A 17,869-nucleotide genomic window follows, 5' to 3' on the forward strand; every position below is an offset into this window, starting at 1 on the left:
GGCGGGCGGGTATCGATCGTGCAGGTGGGCCGCTTGCTGAGGTGACCGGGTTCCGACACGATGCCCCGATGGGGAGAGCACGTCGGGCGTTGATGGTGTTCGGACTGACGGCCGGTCTGTCGGCGTCGGCGAGCGGAACGGCTTTCGCGGGCGACCACCCCACCGAGGACACCAGCAGCGCGGTTCGATCCGTCAGCGTGAGCGACTATTCGCAACAGCAGCTCGGGCCCCGTTGTCGCACGAGCACCAGCACCGATGCGACCGGAGCCGAGGTGACGACGGTGCGATGCGGCCGGGAGCAGTACTCCACTCTGGAGTACGAGATCCCCGTCCCGGCCAGGTCCATCAACCCTGCGGCCTCCGTGGCGGTCGAAGCCCTCGACGAAGGGAACAGCGCCCAGCACGAGGTGTTGCTCTACCGTCCGAAGGCCAACAGGGTCGTCGTGGCGATCTCGTTCGCCGGCCGAGGACGATGGACGATCGCTGGAACGATCGACCTGTCCTACGACGTGCCGACCACGAAGGACAGCCGCCCGTGCGTGACTGACGGCGAATGGGCTCGCGTCAGCGTCTTCGACGGGGGCACCGGCGGCAACCTGCAACAGGTGAACGACATCTTCGACACGGAGGGCGAGCAGACGGTTCTCAGCAAGGACTACGACGGGTTCCGCTTCCAGGTCCGCTCGTACAAACGTTGCGATTCGAGCCGCGTCCGCAAGGTGACCTTCCACCAGTTCAACAGGGGTGCCTGGTTCTCGTACTGGGGCTGACGCGCATCCCGTTGCGAGACCGACAGTGACTACTCGTCCGCGAGCGCTGTCAGAGCCAGTTCTCGCCGAGGAAGTCGCGCGCGCAATAGGGACTGAAGCCGGCAGCCCGGAGCTCGTCGAAGGAAGGTGGCGAGGTCGCACCGGCTCGTTCGAAGCCCACGTCATCGCACCCCCACTGGTTCGGAGAGGGGGGCACGTACCCCTCCGAGCGGGCCCACCAAGCGCCTGAGGCGAGCCCGACCGTCAGCAGCGCAAGGACTGCCGCCAACGCCAGACCATGGGCGGGGGACTGCCTGGGATCACGGCCGACGCCGCGGGACAGCATCGCTAGCGCCAGGTGCGCAGGTAGGACCGGTCGATGGGCAGCTTTCGACGCAGAGGACCGAGGGCGGCGTAGAGATCTTCTTTCACGTAACCGTGAATGGCCCCCCACTCACCGCTGCCCAGTGAGTCGGTGAGCATCACCTCGAGCGAAGCGAAAGCCCGGGTCCAGTCGCGACGGGTTTGAGTCTCACCACGCCAGATCGACTCAGAGATGCGCTCGCCCTGCTTGTGCAGGTCGTCGACGTCCCGGAAGCCCAGCACCTGGGCCATCGCGTCCCCGCAGGACGCAGGGCCTCCCCAGTCGCCCAGACCGATGCTGAGCATCGAACGTTCCAACTCCGTCAGATCGACGGCCACTGCTCGATCGGTCGATTCGGCCACGCATGCAGCGTGGCGCCGGATCCACCGCGGCGGTAGTCAGTTGGCGCTCCGTAGTGCTTTGCCGCTGCCGGTCCTGTGGCTGAGGAGGTCCGCCAGGATCGTCTCCAGACCACGTCCGCCGAAGGTGGTTTCGAGACGGGACTTCGTCCTTCCTCAACCAGCAGTGATCGTGCCGCCGTACGCCGCCTGCAGCCGCTTCTTGTAGATCTTGCCGGCGGCGGAGCGGGGGAGCTCGTCGGTGAAGTCGAGGGTGCGGGGGACCTTGTGGCGCGCGAGCCGCTCCCGGGCCCACGCCAGCAGCGCCGCCCGCAGCTCGTCCGACGGCGCGACCCCGGGAGCCGGCTGCACCACCGCGACCAGCCGCTGACCGAGCTCCTCGTCGGGCACCCCGAAGACCGCGACGTCGAGCACGTCGGGGTGCTCGACGAGGGTGTTCTCGGTCTCCTGGGGCGAGATGTTGACGCCGCCGGAGATGACGAGGTGGTCGACGCGGTCGGTGAGGTAGAGGTAGCCCTCGTCGTCGAGGTGGCCGACGTCGCCGAGCGTGGTCCACCGCGGGTGCAGCGGGTGGCGGCTGCCGGAGGTCTTCTCGGGCGCCCCGCGGTAGGTGAACGGCTCGAGCACGCCGTCCCCGACCTGCTCGAACCACACCACCCCGTCGACCCCGGCGGGCACCTCGAGACCTGAGACGGCGTCGCAGACGTGGATGACGCACCCCGGCGCGGCGCGGCCGACCGAGCCCTCGTGGGCGAGCCACTCCGTGGACGAGATGTACGTCGAGCCGTTGTCCTCGGTGCCGGCGTAGTACTCCCAGATCACCGGGCCCCACCACTCGATCATCGCCCGCTTGACCCCGACGGGGCAGGGCGCGGCGCCGTGCACGACGTACTCCAGCGACGACACGTCGGCGGCCTCGCGCACCTCGGCGGGCAGGCGCAGCAGCCGCACGAACATCGTGGGCACGACCAGCGCGTGCGTGGCGGCGTACGTCGAGACGTCGGCCAGCAGCCGCTCGACGTCGAAGCGGGTCGAGAGCACGAGCGTGGCGCCGAGCGCGAGGGTGCCGCCGGCGAACGACAGCGGCGCCGCGTGGTGGAGCGGCGCCGGGCTGACGGCGACTGAGGAGGCGGTCATGCCGTAGCTCTGGGCGAGGTAGTCGGCCTGGCGCTGCGCGCCGACCGAGACGTCGGTGCCGGGCAGGGAGCGCTCGATCGCCTTGGGCAGGCCGGTGCTGCCGGAGCTGTAGAGCACCCGCACGCCCATCGGCTGGGTGTCGAGCGGCGTCGGCTCGTGGGCGACAACGGCCTCCTCGTAGGACTCGAACCCGGCCACCGCGCCGCCCACGGCGAGACGCAGGGAGGGCGCCCACGGCTCGCGGGCGATCTCCTCGGCGCGCGTCCCGACGGCCGCGTCGACGACGAGGGCCGTGGCGCCGCTGTCGCGCAGGACGTGCTCGACCTCGCGCGGGGTGAGGAAGGTGTTGACCGTGGTGAAGCGCAGCCCCGAGCGCATCGCGGCCCAGTAGACCTCCATGAACCGCACGTGGTTGCCCATCATCAGCGCCACGTCGTCGCCGGGGCGCAGCCCGGCGGCGTGCCAGAGGCGGGCGAGGCGGGCTGAGCCCTCCTCGAGCTCGCGGTAGGTCAGTGACTCCCCGGTGTCGGAGACGACGACGGCGAGCCGGTCGGGGTCACCCCCGCCGAGCTGCAGGAAACGAGAGGTGTTCACGGCTCCTCCAGGACGATGTCGCGGGGCCGCAGCGGCACCCGGCAGTGGTCGCAGGTCAGCTCGCCCTCGAACGCCGCCCCGCAGGCGTGGGTCCACGCCATGACCGGGCCCTCGGCGGCGGTGTACCACCGCTCGGCCCACTGCAGCGCCAGCGCGACCACGGGGAAGAAGTCGAGGCCCTTGCGGGTCAGGGCGTACTCCACCCGGTGCGGCGCGACCTCGACCTGGCGCAGGATGCCGCGCTCGGTCAGCGAGGCCAGCCGCTCGGTGAGCAGGCTCGGCGGGGCGCCGAGGAGCTCCTGGAACTCCGAGAACCGGCGCACGCCGCGGAACGCCGCGCCCACGACCGCCGCCGACCAGCGGTTGCCGAAGACGGCCATCGTGTCGGGGTAGAGCGTCGGGGTCTCGGCGCGCCCGGCGCGCGAGCCGGGGCGCCGGCGGGTGCTCACCTCGGGCACCGAACGCCGCCAGCCGCCGCTCGGCCCCCACCCGGTGCGCATCGAGGTCGCCGGGGCCGGCTCGCCGCAGGCCGCGCAGCAGAAGAGCGGGGTCATCTCGCGCCCGCACTGCCGGTGGGGGATCGGCGGCGTGGCGTAGACGTGCTCGGGCACCCAGGTGCGCTCCCAGCCCCACATCGCGACCAGCACCGGCCACACGCCGCGCCCGCGCCGGGTGAGCACGTACTCCGCGCGCACCGGACGCTCCTGGTAGACGCTGCGCTCGACGAGCCGCTCGGCCACGAGGGTCTCGAGGCGCCGGGTCAGCACGGCGTTGGAGATCGGCAGGGCGGCTGCGAAGTCGACGTAGCGCGTCGTGCCGGCCATCGCCTGGCGCAGGATCAGCAGCGTCCACTCGTCACCGAGCAGGCCGATCGCGCGGGCGAGCGCGTTGGGTCCGTCGGGCTCCAGAGGCGTCGTCTCGACCACCTCGAGGCCGGCTGGCTGACCCGTCACGGGGCGAGCATGCCACGGATCCTTGAGGTCGCTCTGTTTGTTGCAGTAACGTGCAGCACACCGGCAGCACAGACCCACCGGCTGGAGGGCAGATGAGCAGCGAGGCTCGAGCAGAGCGCCACGACCTGCACCCGCGCGAGCGCGTCGAGGACTTCCTCGAGCGCGGCTGGTGGACCGACGAGACGATCGACGCGGTGTTCCGCGAGACGGCCCGCGAGCGCGGCGACGCTCTCGCGATCGTCGACCCGGCCAACCGCGTCGACCTGCTCGGCTCCGAGCCGCGTCGGCTCACCTGGACCGAGGTCGACTCCGAGGTCACCCACCTCGCCGCGCGGCTGCTCGAGCTCGGTGTCGGGCCCGGCGACCTGGTCGGCGTGCAGCTGCCCAACACGATCGAGCTCGCCGAGCTCTACCTCGCCGCGTGGACGATCGGTGCGGGCGTCTCGCCGATGGCGATGCAGTACCGCGAGCACGAGCTCGAGACCATGGCCGGCACCGCCGACTTCGACGTGTTCGTGACCTGCCAGCGCTTCGGCGACCGGAGCCCTGCGGCAGCCGCGGTCGAGATGCTCGACCGCCTGCCGTCCGTACGCCGCGTCCTCACCCTCGGCGCGGCCGAGGAGGCGGGCGGGTCTGGTCTGGGGGCGGACCTGGTGCAGCACCTCGTGCCCGGCCCGGCCACGGCGGACGACGTACGCGCGGTCGAGGACCACCGGGCCGCGCACCCGGTCGACCCCAACGGCCTGGTCACGGTCTGCTGGACCTCGGGTACGGAGAGCAAGCCGACGGGCGTCAAGCGCGCGCACTACGACTGGCTGTCCTTCGCCTGGTCGACGATCGACGCGCCGCGGCTGGTGGCCGACGACGTGATGCTCAACCCGTTCCCGATGATCAACATGGCGGGCATCAACGGGATGTTCCTGCCGTGGCTGCGGGTCGGCTGCGTGCTGGTGCAGCACCACCCGTTCGACGGTCCGACGTTCTTCGGCCAGATCGCGCGCGAGGGCGTGACCTACACGGTGGCGCCGCCCGCGCTGCTGTGGGGGCTGCTGCACGACGAGGCGACACTGGCGCGCATCGACCTGTCGACGATCACGCGGATGGGGTCGGGCTCGGCGCCGCTGCAGCCGGCGATGGTGCGCGGCTGGCAGGAGCGCCACGGCATCGGGATCATCAACTTCTTCGGCTCCAACGAGGGCATGGGGCTGATGTCGAGCGTCGAGGACTTCCCCGACCCCGACCGTCGCGCGCAGTACTTCCCGCGCTACGGCACCCCCGGCGTCACGTGGTCCTCGCGGGTCTCGGAGTGGTACCGCCTCAAGCTCGTCGACCTCGCCACCGGCGAGACGATCGAGGAGCCCGGCCGCCCCGGCGAGCTGCACATCTGGGGCCCGCAGCTGTTCGCCGGCTACGTCCACGGCGACCAGCTGGGCGACCCGCTCGACGCGGAGGGGTTCCTGCGCACCGGCGACATCTTCGAGATCGCCGGCGAGCGGGGGGAGTACCTCCACCACGTCGACCGCGCCAAGGACCTCGTCATCCGCGGCGGCATGAACATCGCGCCCGCGGAGCTCGAGGCGCTCATCACCGAGCACCCGGCGGTGCTCGAGGCGAGCGTCGTCGGCCAGCCCGACGAGGTGCTGGGGGAGCGGGTGGCGGCGGTCGTCGTCGTCCGCCCGGGCTCGACGCTCACCCTCGACGAGCTGGTCGCGCACCTGCGCTCGCTCAAGATCGCCTCCTACAAGCTGCCCGAGCGGCTCGAGGTCGTCGACGCCCTGCCCCGCAACCCCGTCGGCAAGGTGCTCAAGCGCGAGCTGCGGGAGCGGCTGCGCGCAGAGTCTCGCTCCACCACTGATGACAAGGAGACCGCCGATGTCTGAGGCCTACGTCTACGACGCGATCCGCACCCCCCGAGCCCGGGTACGCCGCGACGGCGGCACGCTCGCCGGGGTGCCGGCGTACGACCTGCTGGCGGGGCTCCTGCGCGAGCTGTCGGCGCGCGGCGTGCCGGCCGAGGCCGTCGACGACGTCGTCATGGGCGTCAGCACCACCGTCGGCGAGCAGGCCGGCGACCTCGCCCGGGTCGCGGTCATGCGGGCCGGGTGGCCCGACGAGGTGCCCGCCGGGGTCGTGTCGCGGATGTGCTGCTCGGGGCTCGACGCCCTGGCCGGCGGCGCCGCGCAGGTGCGCTCGGGGATGGCCGAGATGGTCGTCGTGGGTGGCGCCGAGTCGATGTCGCGGGTGCCGATGCTGAGCGACAAGCCGGCGTTCGCGCTCGATGCCGACCTGGGGGACGCGACCGGGTTCGTCACGATCGGCGTCTCGGCCGACCTGACCGCCCACCGCCACGGCTTCTCGCGCACCGAGCTCGACGCCTTCGCGGTGCGCTCGCACACCCGGGCCGCCGAGGCGCGGTGGGACTGCGTCGTGCCGGTCGAGGTCGACGGCGAGGTGCTGCTCAAGGCCGACGAGGGCGCGCGCCCCGACACCACGCTCGAGGGGCTGGCCGCGATGCCGACGCTCTTCGGCGACGACCCGCTGTGGGCGCGCGTCGAGGCGCGCTTCCCCGGCACGACCCGCCCGCCCGAGGGGCTGCACACCGTGGCCACCGCGCCGCAGATGTGCGACGGCGCCTCGGCGGCGGTCATCGGCTCGCTCGCCGCGGGCGAACTGCTCGGCCGCGCGCCGCTGGCGCGGGTCGCCGCGTGGGCCCACACCGCCGTCCGCTCGCCCGGGCTCGACGGCACCCTCGAGGCCGCGCGCACGGTCATGCAGCGCGCCGGCATCGGCGTCGAGGACCTCGCGGTCGCCGAGCTCAACGAGTCGTTCTCCGTCTCGCCGCTGCTGCTCCAGCGCGACCTCGGCCTGCCCGACGACATCGTCAACGCCCAGGGCGGCGCCGTCGCGCTCGGCCACCCGCTCGGCGCCAGCGGCGGCATCCTGCTCGCCCACGCCACCGAGCTGCTGCGCCGCAACGGCGGCGGGTGGGGGCTGCTCGTCATCCCCGCCGCGCTCGGCGTCGCGATGGCCGTGGTGATCGAGGGCCTGCCGGGCTGAGAGCTCAGCTCCGTCGTACGTCGAACCGAGGAGGACCATGGCGTTCCGCGCCGTCCAGTGGGCCACCGGTGCCATGGGCACCGCCTGCCTGCGCAGCATGCTCGACCACCCGGGGGTCGAGGTGGTCGGCTGCTACGTCTACAGCGCCGCCAAGGCCGGCCGCGACGTCGGCGAGCTCGCCGGGCGCGAGGCGATCGGCGTGCTGTCGACCGACTCCGTCGACGAGATCGTGGCGCTGCGCCCCGACGTGGTGGTGCACGCCGGGCGGATCGGGCCCTACGGCAGCCACGACCCCGAGATCCTGCGGCTGCTGGAGGCGGGGGTCAACGTGCTCTCGCTCAACGGCTACAGCGACCCCGCGTGGCACGTCGGCGAACGCCTCGACGCGCTGCGCGACGCGGGGGAGCGCGGCGGCGCGACGCTGATGGGGGCGGGGCTCAACCCCGGGTTCCTCGGCGAGCAGCTCGCCGTCGTCGTCAGCGGCCTCACCAACCGGGTCGACCACGTCGAGCTCGTCGAGCACGCCGACAGCCGCGCGATCCGCGACCCGGCGTACCTCTTCGGCGCGCTGGGGTTCGGCGCCGACCCGAGCGCTCCGCCGCCGGCCGCGCCGGCGCTGGACGGGATGTTCTCCGAGGTGGTCGCGGCGCTCGCCGAGCGGCTGAGCATCGAGCTCGACGCGATCGAGCCCGACCACCTGCTGCACGCCGCCCCGGAGGACGTCGAGCTGCGCGCGGGCACGGTCGCCGCGGGCACGGTCAGCCACCTCAACTGGCGCTGGCACGGCGTCGCCGCGGGCACGCGCCGCATCACGCTGTCGATCCACTGGTACGTCGAGACGAGCCACCTCGACGATCCCGAGCCGCCGCTGTGGACGGTGCACGTGACCGGCCACCCCGGCGTACGCGTCCACCTCGAGCTCGAGAAGCACCCCGACGACACCACCCGGATGCCGGCGGAGCCCTACGCCGTCGGCGCCTCGGTGGTCAACGCGATCCCGCACGTCGTCGCCGCCGACCCGGGGGTCGCGCTGCGGCCCGCCGTGACCCCTGCCTGGTGAGGAGCCACCGATGACCGCCCTGGACCCCACCCTCGACGCCGACGCGGTCGACGCCGAGGCCGCCCGCAAGGACACCGTCGGCTGGAGCCGGCTGGGCTACGAGATGCGTGAGCCCACCTGGGACAACGCCGACCTGGTCCACGTCGCCGGCCGCACCGTCGTCGTCACCGGAGCGACCGCCGGCCTCGGCCTGGCCACCGCCGAACGCCTCGTCACCCTCGGCGCCCACGTCGTCCTCGTCTCGCGCGACGCGGCCAAGCTCGAGCGCGTCGCCGCCGAGATCGAGTCGCACACCGGCCGCCCGGTGAAGGCGTGGGTGCAGTGCGACCTCGGCTCGCTCGCCTCGGTGCGCGCCGCCGCGGCCGAGCTGCTCGAGCGCCTCGACGAGATCCACGTGCTGGTCAACAACGCCGGCATCCTCATCCACGAGCACCTCATGACCGAGGACGGCTTCGAGAAGGTCTGGGCGACCAACCTCCTCGGCCCCTACCTGCTCACCGAGCTGCTGATGGACCGCCTGGTCGCGAGCGCCCCGGCGCGGGTGATCGAGGTGACCTCGGGCGGGATGTACTCCCAGCGCATCGACGTCGTCGACCACCAGACGCTGGAGCAGGAGTACGACGGCCGCGCGGTCTACTCCCGCACCAAGCGCGGCCAAGTGATCCTCACCGAGCTGCGCGCCGAGCAGCACCGCGACTCCGGCGTCGTCTTCCACTCCATGCACCCCGGCTGGGCGGCCACCCCCGGCGTCTACGACTCGATCCCCGACTTCGCCGCGAAGTTCGAGGACGTCCTGCGCACCCCCGCCCAAGGCGCCGACACCATCGTTTGGCTCGCTGCTGCTGATGAGCCCGCTAGGTCGTCCGGGCTCCTGTGGCAGGACCGGCGGGCTCGGGAGACGCACCGGGACGAGTCGACGAAGGAGACGGCGGAGGAGCGGGCGCGGCTGATCGAGCTGCTACGTGAGCAGTCGCAACCGATCAGCTGAACCTTGCTCGCGCTACACCACACCGCTGGCCGAGCAGCGAGCCCTGGCGAGCGTCGTCGAGACCACCTTCGCCTCTCGACTCGCAGTGGGCGCTGTCCGGTTCGAATGGGCCACAGTCGGCCGGCCCAAGGGCAACCGGGCCGTGCTCTGATCTGTCCTGGTCCACACTGTTGGACGAGAGCCACGGCTGACTTTGGTGATCGGCCGCATCCAGCGCTGGAGATGACTGTGGACGACATCCGCGTCTCGAAGCGACTGTCGCTCGCGCTCCGCCACCAACCAGGGTCGGTCGGCGTCGAGCTCGACCGCGAGGGATGGGTCGATGTCAGCGTGCTCCTGGACGCATTGGCAGCCCACGGCACCACGCTGTCCCGCGTCGACCTGGCTCGCGTCGTCGAGGAGAGCGACAAGCAGCGCTTCGAGTGGGACGTCGAGGCTGATCGCATTCGTGCCCGCCAGGGCCACAGCGCGACGTGGACCTCGGCCTGGAGCCGGCGGTGCCACCGGCGGTCCTCTTCCACGGCACGCCGGTCCGCAACGTCGACTCGATCCTGCGTGACGGGCTCGAACGCCGTCGACGCCACCACGTCCACCTGTCAGCCGACGAGGACACGGCCCACCGGGTCGGCTCGCGTCGCGGCGAGCACGTCGTACTGCGGGTCGATGCATCAGCGATGGACGCTATGGGCCACGAGTTCTGGACGAGCTCGAACGGTGTCTGGCTCACCGACGCCGTCCCGCCGGCGTATCTCAGCGTCATAGATGAGGACCTCCGCTGAGGCCGTACCAAAGTCCTCAGGCAGCGGCTCCTGCCAGTCCGACGACCGAGCAACTAGAGGCCTTGCGGCCTTGCTGCGCGGCGCGTCCATCCGCCGCTTGTCAGCCTGAGGTGGCCTCCGACGAAGATGCGGCGATCGGTGAACCGTCACTGCTCCGCTCGCACTACTGAGAACGTCCACCGACATCGGACGGAGGTTCCTGATCTACAGCGAGCCGCATGCCAGCAAGGACAGCCACCCGCGCGGGCGTCGGGTCGGTCCCTTGCATACGAGTTACCAAGTCGGCATCCGTGCGGGCGGCCACAACGCCGATGGCCAGCAACTCCGGGTCAATCAAGGGCACCGAGGAAACGAATCTCTCCCACCGCCAGGTGTCGTACACCTGCGCCGCGCGGACGGTCTCGTCGGAGAGTTCAATGACGCGGTCTAACGCCGCGGCTGCCTCCGCGATCATTCCCTCTGACGCCGCGACCGCGAACGCCGACACAGCGCGCGCAGGCGCGCCCAACGCGGTCCAGCCAGCGCTGGGTCCGTCATTGAACTGCAATCCGGCATCCCAACCGGATCGCGAGTTCTCGCGTACCAGTTCTTGTAATGCGTAGGCCCGAATCAACGACGACATAGCGGGGCTAGGGGGCCCGATGGTCGAACCGCCCTCCTGTACTTGTCGCGGTTCCCAAACGCCGCCCGACGCCATGCCCACAACCCATGCCTCGGGTGCTGCTGCCGCCTCAAAGAAAGCCGCGGCTTGTGCGAGCCGCTCACTCGCTGCGGTTGGCTCGACCACTGCAAGCAGCGTTGCAGCATCTGTCAGCGTCGTGGCTAGCATCAATCGGTCTTCGTCGGTCGCGTCGGCTCGCTCGGCGCGCGGTGACTCGAAGTCGTCCGCATAGGCAGCAAGACTGAAGCCAACTTGACCGACGGCTTGCGCATCGACACCCAGCGCACGGAACCAGTCTGTCGGCGTTTCGCTCACAAGACCTCCCTGATAGCGGCATGCCCATCTGGTGCAACGAAACGGGGGTTGAGCCACTGCTGAACGGGTCTCGCGCGACGAGCCTTCGAGCCTGGGGGTCGGGCGGTCAAGTCCCAGCGCTCGAGCCAGGCCAGCTGAGTTGTCGGTACCTGAATCTTCGCGGTCACCTCGCCCTGCCCGTGGAACCGTCGGAAAGGGGCGTACTGGTTGAGGTCTCTGACCTCCTCCGCGAAGCTCTGTAGCGCGACGTCCGAATGAGGAAGCACGGGTACCCAACCGGCGAAGATGTGTCCATCCGTCGTGTAGTTGCGCGTCGCATATGTCAATGCTGTTCGCTGCGCTGACACGACGCGGTTGGTGCCATAGCCACGCGCACGCGCGGTTCTCATCCGCACTCCAGCGGTGAGAGAGATGAACGGCGTCGTGCTGTGGACAGCACTGTAGTTGTCCAGATGATCCTCCAGCGCCTGGTCGGTAAGTTTTGCGGCTACTTGAGTAGGAGTAATGGTCTTCGCGTTGCGCCACCACTCACAGATCAGGCCCCTTTCAAGCAAGAGGTCCACAGCTTCAGCATCCGTTAGTCCGCTGACGCCCTTGCGAAACCACTGAAACCACATGGTGCACGACTATGGCAGACCGCCGCGAGCCGAGGGCACCTTCCCGCAATTGGCCGTTTTTTGGTCGAATGAGGGATGAAGCGTCATACCGCCGCCTGCCGGCCGCACGGATCTGCCGAGATCCGGATGTCGCCAGACGCGTCACTCCGGCCCAGAGTGACGCGCCGGCGCACCCACCACGGCTGGACGGTTGAGGCTCCTGGTTTCGGGTTCCGACTCAGACGATGCGGACCTCGTGATGGTCGCTGGCGACCACTACGCCGTTCTTCACCACGTACGCCTCGACGTAGTGCACGCCCGGGTACCGCGTCGACTCGCGGTGCTCGTTTCGGTTCACGCTGCCGTGGTGAAAGATCCTGCCGCGCAGTTGACCGACCTTCTCGGCTGCGGCTCCGCGGTTGCGGACCTTCCACCACACCTCGTAGTCGCCGGGAACGTCGGTGGTCAGCCGGAACTTCAGGTTGTGACCCGGCCGCACGACCCGGGCCTTGCGAAGGGACCGGTCACGGAGGTGTCCGACGATGAACGCGTCAATGCGTGCGTAGTGGCGGCGGTTGATCGTCGCCTTGTCCTCGATGAAGTCTTCGTCGGGTGCAGGGACCGCGAGCGCCTTGCTCTGCATGCCGCCCGAGGCGGTCAGTGCCCGCTTGCTGATGATGGAGGCCCGCTGGTCGTTGACCACGCTGGCAGCGAACTCCGGACCGAACAGCTTCTGCCAGGTGGCGACGGCCTCGTCCGGGTCGGAGGCCTGCAGGTCGAGGGCTTCGCGAGCCCAAACGGCGTAGTCGTGGACCTTGCGCTTGAACGTCTGGTACTTCGCTTCTTCCCATCTGTGGTTGAAGCTGGTTCCCGGGCACGACGGATCGTGAATCAGCGGCATCTCGTTATGGGCGGAGAGCCGGTCGTCGAGGTCTTCGAGCATCGCGACCAGGGCATTGGGCAGGTCATCGTATTCGTCGCTGCCGTCAGTCCACACGCTTTCCCCGAAAAGCACGGTCAAGATCACCGACGGGCAGTCGAAGGTGTCCTTGAAGTCGCGCAGCCACTTGAACAGACGGATCACCCGACGCAGCTGGCCGTTGGCCAGGTCGTCGCGCTCCCGCATCCAGTCGGTAAATCCGAGCGGGTTGGTTTCCTCGAACTTGTTCTCGTCGAAGACCATGATGACCTGGGTGCCGTCGTCGAGGGTGACGCACGGGACGACGTCGACGTGGCAGAAGTTTGCGTACTGGATCCGGATGCATCGGTTCTTCCGAATGAGCATATTCGTGTAGGTCGAGTTGCGGCGGTAGGCACCGCGAACCTGCTTCAGGTACTCGCGCGGGTCGTACTCCCACTCAGGCACCGGGCTCAGGTGTAGCAGGAAGTCGGCGTCGAACTCGTCGTTCTCGCCAACCGGCTCGATGATCGTTCGGTGCGCCCAGGAGCCTTGCGGTAGGTGTTCCTTGTAGAGCGGACCGACCTCTTCGTCGTCCTGGAACGCCTTCACGATCTTTTCGACACGTTCGTCTAGCAGGTTGAGCTTGTGCGGCTTCAGGTTGACCGTGGAGACCAGGAACGCGTGGAAGTGGGCGTCGAAGTCCATCTCAAACCTCCAGCGCTACGGTGTAGCCCTGCTGCGTGCGGTCGTAGGTGACGAGTGTCGGGCGCAGCGCATCGGACTTCAGGGACCGGCCCAGTTCGATCGCGCCGGCCAGCGGTAGCGCACCCAAGACGTGCAGCCGCTTGATGTGCTTGTGGGTGGTCTCGAGATCGGTGAAGAAGCCTCGGAGTGCGGCGACGAACCGGGCGAGGACCTCGGCGCCGGCGAAGACGTCCTCTGCCGGTCCAGTGTCGGGGCTGATAGTCCACCGAGCAGCGTCGTGCAGCTCTGCGGGCAGGTCGGTGACGGGGGTCGTTCCCGACAGGTTCGTGATCAGGACCGCGTCCTCGTACAGGCCGGCGTCCAGATTCTGCCCGGCTGACGGATCGGGGTCGTGGGTGACCGTGAAGTCGGTCGCAGCGGTCGAGTCGGGCCACTGCCAGTCGTCGGTGCTGCGGTGCCGCTGGTAGATGTCCGCGGGGATGCCGTCGTTGAGCTTCCAGCCAAGGTAGATGAGCAACGGCAGCCGAGCGATCGCGAAGACGCTCACGTGGTCAATGTCGCCGCTGGCGATGCCAGGCATCACCCGGGTCTCCAGCGCCGCGTCGATGCGACGGGTGGCGGTCCGGTAGTAGGTCTCCTCGAGCGGGTACTCGCCGTCAACCTGGAGCAAGTCGATCTCCACACCCTGCCGGTCGTAGGCCTCTACGAAGAATGGGAACCGGCCGGCGCAGCGGATGACGGCTTCCGCCGCGGCCTTGCGAGGAAGTTGCATGACGTCGCCGCGGATGGTGCCGGCGAGCCGCACGATCGCGGTACGGCTGTCGCGCAGCAGCCCGGTCTGCGTCTTGATATCAGTTTCGTGCTTGCGCTTGAGGTCGCGCAGTAGGTCAACGTCGAGAATGCCTTCCACGCGCTTCTTGTCGATCTCGGTGTGGCACAGCGAGCAGGCGAGCATGAGGTTGTCGATGTCGTCGCGGTCCTCGACCGGCATCGGATGTTCTCCGCGGGCCGAGTTAGCCGAGTCTTCCCGCCCGACGATGTGGGCGCGTTCGCCGAGAGGCACCTCGACAGCGCTCAGGGCCCCTTCGAGCAGGTACGCCTTGCACAACGTGCAGCGTCCGCCGGCGCGTACCCAGAGGGTTCGCCGTTCAAGTTCGCTCACGCTGACCACACCTTCTACGCCGGCGACACCCTGTCGGTGCCGTCGAGTTCGACGGTCTCAGACGGTGCCGAGAAACGGGCCTCGGGCACTCAGCTCGACAGAAGGCCCGTCTTCACCACATGTGGTTCATCGTGTCCCGCGAGCCACTACATGTTGTGGCGACACGCCGGTCATACGAACACATGATCGAAAGATCCTGCTTGGCGGTTGTCGCGGGTCACTGAGAAGGCTCGGCATCAATCTTGGCGCACCACGTGGACCGGTTATCTGGAATGCTTCAACGCCGTGCGGACCAAGCGGCGCGATCGTAGAGTTGAGCAGTGCGCGTGTCAGAGCTCGAGCGCTCGGCGACGCTCGGGGTGGTCCTGCTAGAAAGCACGTTCCTAGCTCGCACGAGTCCGCTGTAGCGCAGGCTGGGTAGGTCGGCGCACGACAATGACACGGTGACCGACACATCGACCGCTGCCCTCGTCGCTGCATCTGGCGGAGTTGGCGCGTTTCTTGGCGCGAGCCTGACGACCTACTTCAACATCCGGACCCAGGACAGGACGCACCGTCGCGAGCAACTGCTTCGTGATGCAGAGGTACTAGGCCCGATCCGCGAGTACCTTGAGATCCTAATCAACCCCGAGCGGCTTGCCGTCAACGCACCGGCTGATGACCAAGAGGCCAAGGCCTTCTATGAGCGACTGATTTCACGGCGAGACCTACACCTAGCCGCGATGAACGTCATGGCATCAGGTCACCCGGACGCCAACGTCCGGGCGGTCGCCAAGGAGTTCGCAAATGAACTCTTCAATGCCGGCCACAGCGCCGGCTGGGTGCTGCGCGATCCACTGCCAGTTGGCCGTCTCCGAGACGCTGCTATCCAAGACCATCAGAACGCCCTCGAGTTGCTCGACGAGCTTCACCATCTCTCCACCGCCTACGGCGACAAGTAGCCGACAGTCTTCTAGCCCGGTTCAACGTCGGGCTTGCCGATCCGCAGAGGCGGCCCTTGGATTACTGCGGGAGGATCCGATACATGGCCGAACCCAATCTCGCGGATCTGTACGAGCACGTGGGTCGCGTAGTGGTGCCTGCTGCGCAGTTTGAGATTGCACTGGCAACCATTGCTTACGCTGCGCTCGGCGGCGACGAAGACGCCACCTCCAAAACGCACGCGCTGCAGACTTCGCAGTTGAAGACGATAATCGAGTCGGCGGCGGCCGCTCACCCAGAAGAGTGGTGGACTCAGCCGGCACTCGAACTCTTGGCACGCTCGGTCGACCCGCTGGGGGCGAGGCACCGCGTGGTTCACGGTCATTGGACAGATCTACGTGGAGTTGCTGAAGGACGCACTTTCGTAACCTTCAAGCCAGACCGCCGGTCTGGGAGGTGGCACGGTCAGTTCCTAGATTTCGCTCAGCTCGGCGAGTTGGCAGAGGAGTTTGAGCACTTGGCTGCCGAGGCTCGCGAACTTGCGGACCGGATGGTCGACGCGGTTCACGGCCACTGAGACCGCGTGGGCCCGGCAGGCTGCTTCTAGACGGGGTCCGTCGCCGTGGGCCGAACCTCCACACCCCAACTACATCCTGGCCTCATTCATGGCGCCTTCTAGCCAGCACCACTCCCGGAAGCCGGGCGTTGATGCGCGGCGACAAGCCACCGCGACCTCCCGCGCCCGTTGGGCGGGCGCACCACTGGGCCGCAGGTTCAGTCCGACGACGGATCGTGCCTTTCGACGGCGCTCTCGATCCGAGTCGGGGACCAGGTTGGATCGACGAGGTTGAGGCTCTCTGCTCCCGACTCCCACTGTTCGCACTGCCGTTCGTACGCTGCTTGGAACGCGGCATGGTCTGTCTCTGGCGCCAGCACCGCCACAATCTGGCGAATCAGGAACGCCACGCTCCCGACACGCCGCCATTCACGCTCCCAGGAGAAGTCTTTGCCGACTCCCGCGGTCTCGATGAACGGAAGCAGCCGTGCGATTTGGGAATCGCGGAACCGAATCTTCTCCCACCCGCCGTCGGCGGTCTTCGCACACGCTCTGCCTTCAGTCGCTAGTTCCGCGAGTTCGTTGACAGGCGTAGTCAGCCAGGTTTGTCCCGGTGTCGTGTTCAAGTACCAGACGGGGTTGAACGAGTGGCGCAGCGCCCATGTCTTTGAGAACACAAGGCCGTACGGCGAAAACTTGCACGACCGGCCCGGAATGTCGGCACAGAGCATCGACCAGTGCTGCATTGGGGCCTCGGACATGCAAACGACCGACAGCCGATCCGCCACCTCCCGGGGCACCGACTGCCCGTCCGGGAGGCTCCGCCCCATCTCGTCAAGGCGGCTCTTGGCCATCCCGTGAGCCCGAGTCGCCTTGAGGGTTTGATCATGCAAGATCTTCAGCAACACGTCGCGGCCCGTCGTTCCGTCGTCTTGTACGCGGGTGAAATGAACTAGGAACGTGCTCAGGTCCGATCTTTCGGCTAGAAGCTCCTTCACGTCTGGCATGGCGCGATGCTAGGCCCGGTCCCGCCCGGGCGAACCATCCGGATCTGCCGCGTTGACGCCTGGCAAGCCCGTGGCTGTCGCTGGTCGCATGACGTCCACCACGCTGCCCGCAGTCACGAACCACGACGATCCGATGCTCCGCCTGGCCGTGGCCGCGCATCTTGCCCGGTACAAGGGTGAGACCCGCGTCCACACTGCCTCAGACCTCAACTCCTACCTGCGGTGGTGCCTCGAGCGGCCACTGAACCCCCTCGAAGCCAGCCGCGCACACGTCGAGCTCCACCTGCGCTGGGTTCAGGAGGTCCGACAGCTCAAGCCATCAACGGTCTCCCGGCGCCTCTCGGTGCTCGCCATGTTCTACCGAACCTGCGTCATCGACGGCGTGCTCGAACACTCACCCGCCGAGTACGTCCGACGCCCGCACGTGCCGCCCGAGTCGCCAACCCTCGGGCTGAGCCACCTGCAGCTCGAGGCCATGATCGCGGCCGGCCGGGAATCGCCCGACCTAAACGACTACGCCCTCGTCGCCATGCTCGGGCTCCTCGGCCTCCGTGTCTTCGAGGCGACCGGCTCGAACATCACCGACCTCAGCGAGGCACGCGGGCACCGCGTGCTCAGGGTGCACGGCAAGGGCGACAAGGTCGCTCTCGTCCCTCTCCCGCCAGCTGTCGCTCGAGCCGTCGACCGCGCCATCGAGGACCGACAGTACGGACCGATCCTGCTCAACACTGTCGGTCGCCGCATGGACCGTCACGCCGCAACCCGACGGCTTCGGTCGCTCGCGCGCGCCGCCGGCGTCTCCACCGCACGAATGCACCCGCACATGCTGCGGCACACCTTCGTGACAACCATGCTCGACGCTGGAGTCGACCTGCGAGACGTCCAGATCGCCGCCAGGCACTCCGACCCACGCACGACCATGAGGTATGACCGAGCGCGCAACAACCTCGACCGCCACCCCAACTACATCCTCGCCGCGTTCATGGCATCGGCCACCTAGCCAGT

The 17,869-nt window shown here is 68.7% G+C and carries 17 protein-coding genes and 1 pseudogene; 10 read left to right on the forward strand and 8 right to left on the reverse strand.

Features of this window, described 5'->3' with window-relative positions; genetic code table 11:
• The first annotated feature begins 92 nt into the window (after positions 1–92).
• A complete protein-coding gene (locus tag GRQ65_RS21055; protein WP_160879979.1) occupies positions 93–770 on the forward strand; it encodes a hypothetical protein in 678 nt (225 codons plus the stop codon).
• A 327-nt stretch (positions 771–1,097) separates the two neighbouring features.
• On the opposite strand, the gene GRQ65_RS21060 is transcribed toward GRQ65_RS21055, so the two are convergent.
• The 3 genes from GRQ65_RS21060 to GRQ65_RS21070 all read right to left on the reverse strand — a co-directional run bounded on the left by GRQ65_RS21060 (position 1,098) and on the right by GRQ65_RS21070 (position 4,156).
• Positions 1,098–1,475 carry a hypothetical protein gene (locus GRQ65_RS21060; RefSeq protein WP_160879980.1) on the reverse strand — a complete coding sequence of 126 codons (378 nt, stop codon included), beginning with the start codon at positions 1,473–1,475 and terminating at the stop codon, positions 1,098–1,100.
• A gap of 153 nt (positions 1,476–1,628) precedes the next feature.
• Positions 1,629–3,203 (reverse strand): AMP-binding protein, encoded by a 1,575-nt coding sequence (locus GRQ65_RS21065; RefSeq protein WP_337191930.1) that lies wholly within the window; start codon positions 3,201–3,203, stop codon positions 1,629–1,631.
• Positions 3,200–4,156: a winged helix-turn-helix transcriptional regulator gene (locus GRQ65_RS21070; RefSeq protein ID WP_202388474.1), complete on the reverse strand. Its 957-nt coding sequence runs from the start codon at positions 4,154–4,156 to the stop codon at positions 3,200–3,202. The genes GRQ65_RS21065 and GRQ65_RS21070 overlap by 4 nt, the downstream gene beginning before the upstream one ends.
• A 92-nt stretch (positions 4,157–4,248) precedes the next feature.
• Between GRQ65_RS21070 and GRQ65_RS21075 the strand changes: the two genes are divergently transcribed.
• The 6 genes and pseudogenes from GRQ65_RS21075 (at position 4,249) to GRQ65_RS23130 (ending at position 10,040) form a co-directional block, all read left to right on the forward strand.
• Positions 4,249–6,036: a class I adenylate-forming enzyme family protein gene (locus tag GRQ65_RS21075; RefSeq protein WP_160879981.1), complete on the forward strand. Its 1,788-nt coding sequence runs from the start codon at positions 4,249–4,251 to the stop codon at positions 6,034–6,036.
• Positions 6,029–7,213 carry a thiolase family protein gene (locus GRQ65_RS21080; protein WP_160879982.1) on the forward strand — a complete coding sequence of 395 codons (1,185 nt, stop codon included), beginning with the start codon at positions 6,029–6,031 and terminating at the stop codon, positions 7,211–7,213. Before GRQ65_RS21075 ends, GRQ65_RS21080 begins: the two co-directional genes overlap by 8 nt.
• A 37-nt stretch (positions 7,214–7,250) precedes the next feature.
• Positions 7,251–8,273, forward strand: a complete 1,023-nt coding sequence (locus GRQ65_RS21085) for a hypothetical protein (RefSeq protein ID WP_160879983.1) — start codon at positions 7,251–7,253, stop codon at positions 8,271–8,273.
• 10 nt (positions 8,274–8,283) lie between these two features.
• Positions 8,284–9,261, forward strand: coding sequence for an SDR family NAD(P)-dependent oxidoreductase (locus GRQ65_RS21090; protein ID WP_160879984.1), 978 nt, complete (start codon positions 8,284–8,286; stop codon positions 9,259–9,261).
• A 222-nt stretch (positions 9,262–9,483) separates the two neighbouring features.
• A pseudogene (locus tag GRQ65_RS24235) lies at positions 9,484–9,720 on the forward strand (RNA 2'-phosphotransferase); the annotation flags it as partial.
• Between the two features lie 14 nt (positions 9,721–9,734).
• Entirely contained in the window at positions 9,735–10,040 is a 306-nt protein-coding gene (locus GRQ65_RS23130) for an RNA 2'-phosphotransferase (RefSeq protein WP_237448654.1), read from the forward strand.
• Positions 10,041–10,203: 163 nt separating this feature from the next.
• Here GRQ65_RS23130 and GRQ65_RS21100 read toward each other — a convergent pair whose 3' ends face one another.
• The 4 genes from GRQ65_RS21100 to GRQ65_RS21115 all read right to left on the reverse strand — a co-directional run bounded on the left by GRQ65_RS21100 (position 10,204) and on the right by GRQ65_RS21115 (position 14,380).
• Positions 10,204–11,016: a hypothetical protein gene (locus GRQ65_RS21100; RefSeq protein WP_160879985.1), complete on the reverse strand. Its 813-nt coding sequence runs from the start codon at positions 11,014–11,016 to the stop codon at positions 10,204–10,206.
• The gene (locus GRQ65_RS21105; protein WP_160879986.1) at positions 11,013–11,579 is read right to left on the reverse strand and encodes a hypothetical protein; all 567 of its coding nucleotides are present in this window, start codon (positions 11,577–11,579) and stop codon (positions 11,013–11,015) included. The genes GRQ65_RS21100 and GRQ65_RS21105 overlap by 4 nt, the downstream gene beginning before the upstream one ends.
• Before the next feature lie 271 nt (positions 11,580–11,850).
• Positions 11,851–13,218: an SMODS domain-containing nucleotidyltransferase gene (locus tag GRQ65_RS21110; RefSeq protein ID WP_160879987.1), complete on the reverse strand. Its 1,368-nt coding sequence runs from the start codon at positions 13,216–13,218 to the stop codon at positions 11,851–11,853.
• A gap of 1 nt (position 13,219) precedes the next feature.
• The gene (locus tag GRQ65_RS21115) at positions 13,220–14,380 is read right to left on the reverse strand and encodes an SAVED domain-containing protein (protein WP_160879988.1); all 1,161 of its coding nucleotides are present in this window, start codon (positions 14,378–14,380) and stop codon (positions 13,220–13,222) included.
• Positions 14,381–14,823: 443 nt separating this feature from the next.
• On the opposite strand from GRQ65_RS21115, the gene GRQ65_RS21120 reads away from it, so the two are divergent.
• Positions 14,824–15,321, forward strand: a complete 498-nt coding sequence (locus GRQ65_RS21120; RefSeq protein ID WP_160879989.1) for a hypothetical protein — start codon at positions 14,824–14,826, stop codon at positions 15,319–15,321.
• An 83-nt stretch (positions 15,322–15,404) separates the two neighbouring features.
• Entirely contained in the window at positions 15,405–15,878 is a 474-nt protein-coding gene (locus GRQ65_RS21125) for a hypothetical protein (protein ID WP_160879990.1), read from the forward strand.
• 197 nt (positions 15,879–16,075) lie between these two features.
• On the opposite strand, the gene GRQ65_RS21130 is transcribed toward GRQ65_RS21125, so the two are convergent.
• Positions 16,076–16,864, reverse strand: a complete 789-nt coding sequence (locus GRQ65_RS21130; protein WP_160879991.1) for an abortive infection system antitoxin AbiGi family protein — start codon at positions 16,862–16,864, stop codon at positions 16,076–16,078.
• Positions 16,865–16,952: 88 nt separating this feature from the next.
• On the opposite strand from GRQ65_RS21130, the gene GRQ65_RS21135 reads away from it, so the two are divergent.
• On the forward strand, positions 16,953–17,864 hold the full coding sequence (locus GRQ65_RS21135; protein ID WP_160879992.1) for a tyrosine-type recombinase/integrase: 912 nt from the start codon (positions 16,953–16,955) through the stop codon (positions 17,862–17,864).
• The last annotated feature ends 5 nt before the right edge of the window (positions 17,865–17,869 follow it).

The sequence above is a fragment of the Nocardioides flavescens genome (assembly GCF_009823805.1).
Lineage (GTDB): Bacteria > Actinomycetota > Actinomycetes > Propionibacteriales > Nocardioidaceae > Nocardioides > Nocardioides flavescens.